Consider the following 7,895-nt stretch of genomic DNA (forward strand, 5'->3'; position numbering starts at 1 on the left):
CACATGGTTGATCTGGGCCAGGCCTTCGCGACGCAAAGGCTCCAGCAAATCATTCAAACGACCTTGCAACGCCTGCGCATCAAAGCGTGCCGGCAACAAGCAGCCCACTGGCTGCGCCGTGCGGGTGTCCTGAGACCAGGCGCTGTCGCAGACCTGCCACAGGTACAACGGCAACTGCCAGCTCAGGCTGCGGGCCAGACTCTGTAATTGGCGAACGCCCGCGCCCATCGCGGCATCATCGGCGGCCTGGGTGTTGTTCAGTGCCCAGACCACGCCGTCCAGCGCACGCCAGCGGCTCAGGCCAGCCCACTGCTGAGGGAATGACTGCTCCAGCGGCTCCTGGGCACCGCCGCCCCACAATAGGACGGTGCCTTGGCCTTCCAGCCAGCGCTGGTTGGTTAGGGTCGGGGCGATGGCTTCGATTTCGGCCGGTTCGCCGACGACCAATAGGAGTCGGACTTTGCGGCGCCAGAAGAAGCCGTAGCGCTCGCGCAGGTGATCGCGCAGCACTGAGAGATCAACAGCTGGTTGGCGAGGCAAAACCATCTGTGCGTCTGTCGGGGCATAGACCTTATCTGCCCGCCCCTGCTCTTGGTGGCGTTGGCGTTTGAGATGCGCCAACAGCCGTGGTACCAAACTGCCCACCATTGCGATGGTGATGATCAGTAAAAAAGCGAACAGCTGGTGGTGACTCTCGACTAACCCTATCCGATCACCGTACTTCCAGATCACCCAGCCCAGCGCGGTTACAAGTGTAATGATCCACACTGCTGCCCCCGCGCGGCGCCATGAATTACTCCAAGCTTTCATGCCAACTCTCCCGTGGTAACAGTGCTAATCCAGTGCTGCGACTCTTCTTGGGCCAAGACCAACAAAGGCTTGCGCTGATGCCGGACCATTTCCACTCCAAGCGCAGTCACCAGCCAGTGACCGAGCGGCCCCGACAACCCACACAGGCTCTCCTGAGTCCACTGCGACTCCACCTTGAGCGACGCGCCATGAGCACCTGCGACAGCAAACATTTTGCCGGTCAGTGACAGCCAATCCGCGTCGTCGGCCAACAAGCCAGTCGCCTGGCAAGCACTTGTCTGGGTTTGCAGGAACAGCGGAAATTCGCTATCCAGTGCGTCATTGTCCAACGGCATTGGCCGTAACAAGCCAGCCGTCACCGGTAGCTTCAAGGCGAATGCAAGGCTATCCGGGCATAAAAGCAAGGCTGCAAGCCCGTCGGAGTACGCTTCCTCGCCGTGTACCTGTAGCACCAGGATCAACTCGATGGCTGCGCTGGCGGTCTTCAGCGTTTCATCGATCCAGCGGTACGACAGTTCATCCGCTACGGTGACCGTTGCGGGTAGTGGTTGGCTCATCGTGGTGGACCAAGTCTGCTGCAAGGCATCGCGCAAGGCTTCGTATTGCCCAGGATCGACATCGCTCAGCAGGGTGATCCGCAGCTCCTGGGCCGTCGGCAAGGCTTGCAGTGCCGGCGCCAGTGCTTGGACCAACAGCTGCAATCCGGTCTGCGCGCGCTCCACCTGTACAGGCAAATCCGCAATACGCCGTACCTGCCCTGTACGGGGAGGCAAACCAGAGGGACCTTGCGTCAGTACGCTGGCAGACACCTGATCCGGCAACAGCACACAACTGGCAGACACTGCCAGGTAGCGCTGCGCCCAGCCCTGCCAGGACTGTTGTGCACCTTGCGCCTCCTCCTCAAGAAACTGGTAACGGCTCAGTGCTCCTCCATAGGCATGGGCACGAGCACCAAACGCCAGTATCCAGACCAGCAACGGCGAACCGGAGAATGCCCAGATATTGAACGTATGCAGTAGCGGTATACGTTCGGAGGCATGCAGCAAAAACAGCAGCACGCAGGCGAGCACAGCCACGACTGCCGCCGATACCCAACGGCCCAACACAGGGGGCTCTGGAGCTTCCACCACTTCGGGCGGCTGACGATCCCAGCCCATGGTTAACCCAGCCCGCAATCAGGAGCACTGGAGATCACCTGGCAACCGCACTCACAACGGCAGCCGTTGACCACCATCGCCCGACCATCCTCAGACCAATCCGGGCAAGCATCGACAATCCGGTTGACGCCATGGCCCGGCAGCGGGCAACGAACCTCGTCGCCAACCAAGGCCACAGGCTTGCCATGAACGATAGTCGTGGATGAGGCCGATATGACTTCTCCACCGTGGGTGGTTTTATCACCCAACAAAACAAATCCCTGGGACATTAAAAGTGATTCCAATAGTTAAAGACTGGACCAATGACTGGCAGTAGCTATCTGCTCATAAAAACAAAGGAGTTGAGCTGATGGTCTGCGCTCGCAGGAAAAGAGTCCCAGATCATTCCCCCCCCCCAAGCGAATGGCCTGCAATTTTTCAAAGTTGGGTCCATTTCGACCATCCGTTTGAACACTTCCGTCCGGATAGGTGATGACCGTGTAGTTGCCGTCTTTTTTTACCTTGGGGGTAGCTGAATAGACCACAAAATCAGCATGAAAAACCGGCTCGAAATACACTTGCCGGGCCTGTAATGCCTGATACATCAGATAGTCGGAGCTTTCGCGTCCTTTGAGTCCAATGTACTTTCGATACCCCCCCAAAAATATTTCGACAACCGATGGGTAGTAGTCCTTCCTGATCGACAAATCGCCATCGACTTTTATCGGTAACCCAGAGCTTAGCGAGGGGCGATTATGATCAAACATCACCACCACGCCGCCTCCGCCCCCCGCTATCACGTTCTCGCCAAAATGCGTCGGATCGGCATAGGCGACGCCAAACGTCACATTACTCAAATGCCACTGGCAGGCCCCACCGCCATCCATGGGCAGTTTCGCGACGTACAGTTCGCTTTGTCCCTGGCGTTGCAATTGCATCTCCAAGCCGTGATACCCCTCCAGCTCAATGCGCTGACCACTGGCGCCATGGGTGATGCGCTTACAAGTGGCCGAGCGATACATCACCCGCATGGTTTCTACTTCAAGCGCCTTGGGGATCTTCACTGTGATGGTCATCTGTTCGCTGTTCGATGGCGGCGCCAGGCTGTAATCCTTGGCGCAACCACTGAGGCTGACGAACAGCGGGAGTAACGCAATGGGCACCTTCTTAACCATGGTCTGGTCCTCAACGGCGCTGGCCGGGCTCAACAGTAAGTTTTTTCGTAACAGGCCTGCGGGTCGGCCACAGCATCAAAACGCTGAAGTGCCTCGGTTCCGCCTTCGGCCTGTTGAGTGACCTGCAAGGCTTGGCCGAGCAGACTTTGCAAATGGAGGAACACCCGGTTGCGCTCCAATTCATCTGGGGCAAGGCTCTCAAAGTTTTCGTTCATCTGCCGTTCGAATGCCTGTCGCTCTACCTGCCGCTTCAACAGTGGCGAGCGCTCAGGATTGATCGACTCCAGCAGTTGACCATAGATATAGGGTTGATAACTGCTCATCAGGTGGTTCCCCAGGCCTATCAACCGGCCAGATTTTGGGTTGCTATAAGGCGAGAAGAATCGAGTCCGGCTTTCAGTGTTCAATGAGGTGGTGAATCGCTGCTGCGCTTGTTCTGACTGTTGGTCGTCTACGGGGCTCAGGCCAGGCACCAAGTAGAGCTTGGCCTTTTCCGGCAGACGACGAGCGACGGTGCTGTAATAGGGGGCACCAAGCCCTTCCTTGCTGCGGTATGCGGGGTAGTGCGAACCGCGTTGCAGCGAGTGCTGCTCGGCTTTGAAGAATATGGCGATTTCACCGTGATGACAGAACGGGTCGCCGTGGCGGAACAGTGCACTGGCGCCTATCTGAACGCTCGACCACGCAAAACCCAGTGTGGTGCCCAGTGGCCCATAGAGGTCGTAAAGGTAGTTGTCCAATGCTGCTTCGGGTGGAACGCTAGGGATCGGATCGGTGTCGTTGACATGGCGAAAATGCCAGACATCGATCAGGCTCTGGACGGCCTTGAGAGTAAAGGTGCGCGGCATGCCATACGTGTACAGCAGTGGATTTTGGTCTTTGAGTGCTGCCGCGTGCACCAGTCCCAAGGCACCACCTAAGCTATGACCACAGATGAATAGTTTCCTGTCAGTAGCGGCTACAGGGATCGTCTCGCCCAAAGCCTTGGCATAGAGCCTTCTGGCTACTTCATACCCGTCACGAAAACCCAGGTGCACACTACCCTCTGGGGTCAAATCGGCACAAGGCACTTTGAGTTCGCACTGTATCTGCATTTCCGGCTTTACCGGGCGAAAGGTCGCGTCGGTGCTGAAGTCAGCGAATCCATCCATCTCCGTGCCTCGCCAAGCCACCAGCACCTGAGAGCTACTAATGGCATAGAACAGCTGAGTATCCCCTTCTGGCTGTTCGGCCGTTGCTGTATCCAGCATTGATGCTTGGGTATAGCGCTGACTGAACGGCACATCGATGACTAAACAAGGTAAATTTTGACCGCTATCCCATATCCGCGGCGTGCGCGATAGATCCAAGCACTGCTGCAGGAAAAACTCTTCAGTCGACCCGAAACTACCTGGTTCATTGGTGCTGTACGCCAAAATACTCATTAGACTCAGGTTGTATGTATTGGCCAGGCTGTACTCCGACTGATGGTGCAGCACCAGTGACCAGGCCCGGAGCGGGCAGATTTCAAGTACATGACGACGATTTAATCCATCGTACTCAATAGTAAAACCACTGAAGGTCTTATCCGGAAAGTGGAAAGCCGGAAGTTGATCGGGGGCTTCCAGTGGCGGGTCAAAGATCGGTCTCTGATCGCATAACTGACCGATACGCAAATAGTGATAACCATGGCCTGCCGCTACTGCTTGCTGCTCAATTGGCGAAAACCCCGAACGCTGCGGACCATACAGCGGAGAACGGTCACCGATTACAGGTCGGGGCGGCTCAGACCGCTGCGCACGTAGGCGACGGGTTTGCAATTGTTCGGCCAGAGGATTGGCTGTCATCAGCAAGGTGATGGGTATCGGGTGCAAACCGTCAAGGCGGATCACCCCGTGGGCATCGCTTTGGCCAGCATACTCAGGAGCACACGCCGCACGCGTGGCGTCGTTCACTGCGCGATACGGCATGTTCGCCAAGGGATCGCCCTGCTCGTCCAGCAACTGGAATTCGACCCAATGCTGCTTCTGTTTCTTCCCGGTAACCTCTTTACGCGGGTTGAGGGTGTCCGTACGGTGCAGGGTGTCGTTCATGACGGTCCTTAATGAAGAGTGATATTGGCTGAGCAACTGTCCGGTCGAATGGGTTGACCTGATCAATCGGCTAAAATTTTCGAAACAAACCACTACTATCTAAAAAACATCGCATAACAAAAAACCTAATTACTCATCTAACGATTAGCCGAAGCAAAAGCCACCTAAAAAATTAAATATCCCATGTGCGGCTTATTTTTAATCAACCTTAGCGCCTACACACAACCCAGAGAGTACTGGCCAGAGTTCCCGTTGACCCAACTGATTTCCCACTTGCAAAATCCCTCTATTTCATCATCCCACGAGCCTGCCAATTTCGAGGCTCTTCAATTGAATATAACCCCAGCAACCAACATATACCGACGGTACAAACGGCCTGCCAGAGCGTTCGCGATCATCATCTTAGGTCCAAATAAATTTCCCTCTAAAAAAAACCGAGCAAAATTTTATTGTCTCCGAAAGTAGCAGCAGAGCGAACAATAACGTAGTTGACGTAGGACCGCTTGTTTTCGCAAACCATAGGAGAACCGATATAGAAGGCACTGCAAATAACAACCTGAGAGGAGTTTGGACATAAACTAAATATGGCATCTTACTCGACTTTAAAAAAAACAACATCATTGAAAAAATAATCGAAACATTCAAAAAAAGCGAAAGCCAAAAAAGCAAAATCGAAACGGAACCGTGCTCTGCACTCAACAAAAAAAAGGACTGTATATCACTGTAAAAAGGAATTCTTCCCTGAGCAAACCCCAGATAGCAGAATCGTCCAACATAAAGAAGATCCATCCCACCCCAGAACAGATAAAGCCATTTGATATTCATTCAGTTTTCCACCTTTTTTTCATACACGTCATCGGCAACGCCTGGTTGCCAATACGAAGAACGCCCGCCAGCCGCCCAAGCATCGTCACCCTCCAAATATGTTTGAGGTATTCGCCTATTTTCCCCGTATTTACGAATTGCAGACTGGGCTTTAATATTGTCATCGGCATCGTCAGGCAACGGCTTCCACTCCTGAACTTTGTCACGTTTAGTGTTCTGGTAGTCCTTACCTTCTGACCCAAAAAGCCTCCCCTCATCGCCCATCGACGTAAGCCGATTGAGAACCATGAGGGCTGTATTCTTCAGCCCATGATAATCGTGATCAATTGTCACCCAATACCCTGGTCCAGACTTCCGCTCCTCATTCGGAAACTCAAGCTTCAACTCTCCCGGCACCAACGTATGGACACTCATGGTCTGGCCATCCTTATCGGTCACCCCGCTGAATACCTCGCCTTGTTGGGTAGTTATCCGGTAGCGAGCAAATGGCATCGGTGCTTGGGCTTCGTCTTTCAAGGTGTAGCCGCCGGCGTACCCAGAGGGCAACAGTGACGCCGGGGTATTAAGGCTGGCGCTGCCAAGCTTTTGCACATTGGCCGTTTTGAGATAGATGTTTCCGGGGGCACCCAATTCGATATCGCCGTTCTTGATGCGGATGTAGGCGCCACCGCAGTTAAGTACCAACTCTTGCGGGGCGCTGATTTCTACGCGGCCTTCGACGCTTTCGATCTTGATATCGGTTTTTGCCAGAGCGTGCAGGTTGCTGCCCTGAGCGTGCAGTTCGACTTTGCCTTGAGCGGCCTTGAGTTGCAGGCCGGCACGTTGCGCGAGCACGCTGACGCCGCCCTCGGCGGCTGCGGTGATGTCTTTCCCGGCGCTGATGTCAGTGTTGTGGGCGGCCATGATGCCCACGCTTTCCCCTCCGGAGGACAGGCATACGGCTTTAGGACTGAGCACGCCGATACCGGCTGGGGCATGCAGCAGAACACCCGGCTGTGCCAACCCCTTAAGCGCCTGAAGCAAGTCTTGTTGGCTCTCAGTATCGCCGGACTTCACTTCAGCGCTACGGGCAGCTTGAGCCATGGAGCGAGCCAGTGATAAGGCGCTTTCCAGTTGCTCAATGGCAGCCTCCATATCGAGTTGCTCGCCCCGAGCCTTGCCCTGTTCATCAGCACTGATAAACAAACCCTTACCGCCACGAATCGCCCCCCAGCCATCAGTGCGCAGTTCAAAGCCTTCACCGCGCTTCTGCTTCTGTGCATCGACCAGGTGCCCGAGGTTGAGTTGGCTTTTGCCGCCGTGCTCGGTACTGAGCTTGATGTGCTCCTGCCCGCGCCGGTCTTCCATGCGCAGCTTGTTGTTGGCCGGCGTGCGCAGCACGTTGCGCGTGTAGTCGCGTTTACCCAACGTCACGTGGTCCGGGTGCTGACTGTCGTGCAGCGCATGGGCGATGTAGGGCCGGTCAGGGTCGCCCTGTTCAAAGGCGATGGCCACTTCGGTGCCGGGAATCAGCGGCAGGTGCAGGCCGTGGGTGTCGCCGGCATACGGGCGGGCCAAGCGCAGCCACAGGCTTTCTTCACCGGGTTTCCAGCTGTCGCGGTCAAACAGGAAATTGACTTTGTAGCGCCCTTCAATGTCGATGTGGCCGTAAGGATCGTGCTCCTGCGGGCTGGTGACGCGGGCTGGGACGGTGCCGGCGATTTGCGGTTTGTTTTTCAGCGCCGGACGAAAGCACACCGTTTCCGAGTAGGGAATGGCCTCAAAGCTGACTTCAAAACTGCGGTGGCGAGCGGCACGGGTGATCAGGTGGGTGATCACCGCACCCGGTGTAAAGGCTTGCGGCGCACCGCCGGAGATTTTAAGTACCTGACCCGGAG

The 7,895-nt window shown here is 55.6% G+C and carries 5 protein-coding genes and 1 pseudogene; all 6 read right to left on the bottom strand.

The features are described from left to right. Positions 1–510: pseudogene (locus tag PMM47T1_RS28295) on the bottom strand (ImcF-related family protein); the annotation flags it as partial. 296 nt (positions 511–806) lie between these two features. Beyond that, a complete protein-coding gene (locus PMM47T1_RS28300) occupies positions 807–1,967 on the bottom strand; it encodes a hypothetical protein (RefSeq protein ID WP_157213102.1) in 1,161 nt (386 codons plus the stop codon). Positions 1,968–1,969: 2 nt separating this feature from the next. Beyond that, a complete protein-coding gene (locus tag PMM47T1_RS31030; protein WP_008375740.1) occupies positions 1,970–2,236 on the bottom strand; it encodes a PAAR domain-containing protein in 267 nt (88 codons plus the stop codon). 18 nt (positions 2,237–2,254) lie between these two features. After that, positions 2,255–3,121, bottom strand: a complete 867-nt coding sequence (locus tag PMM47T1_RS28305; RefSeq protein WP_050990472.1) for a hypothetical protein — start codon at positions 3,119–3,121, stop codon at positions 2,255–2,257. Between the two features lie 29 nt (positions 3,122–3,150). Further along, on the bottom strand, positions 3,151–5,193 hold the full coding sequence (locus tag PMM47T1_RS28310) for a lipase family protein (RefSeq protein WP_008375744.1): 2,043 nt from the start codon (positions 5,191–5,193) through the stop codon (positions 3,151–3,153). An 825-nt stretch (positions 5,194–6,018) separates the two neighbouring features. Continuing rightward, the coding region (locus PMM47T1_RS28315; protein ID WP_008375746.1) for a DUF2345 domain-containing protein at positions 6,019–7,895 on the bottom strand (1,877 nt) is incomplete at its 5' end.

This window comes from Pseudomonas sp. M47T1, from assembly GCF_000263855.1.
Classification (GTDB): Bacteria; Pseudomonadota; Gammaproteobacteria; order Pseudomonadales; family Pseudomonadaceae; genus Aquipseudomonas.

Coding starts and splice junctions, on each gene's coding strand:
- PMM47T1_RS28300 (WP_157213102.1), bottom strand. CDS start 1,967: ATGGGCTGGGATCGTCAGCCGCCCGAAGTGGTGGAAGCTCCAGAGCCC.
- PMM47T1_RS31030 (WP_008375740.1), bottom strand. CDS start 2,236: ATGTCCCAGGGATTTGTTTTGTTGGGTGATAAAACCACCCACGGTGGA.
- PMM47T1_RS28305 (WP_050990472.1), bottom strand. CDS start 3,121: ATGGTTAAGAAGGTGCCCATTGCGTTACTCCCGCTGTTCGTCAGCCTC.
- PMM47T1_RS28310 (WP_008375744.1), bottom strand. CDS start 5,193: ATGAACGACACCCTGCACCGTACGGACACCCTCAACCCGCGTAAAGAG.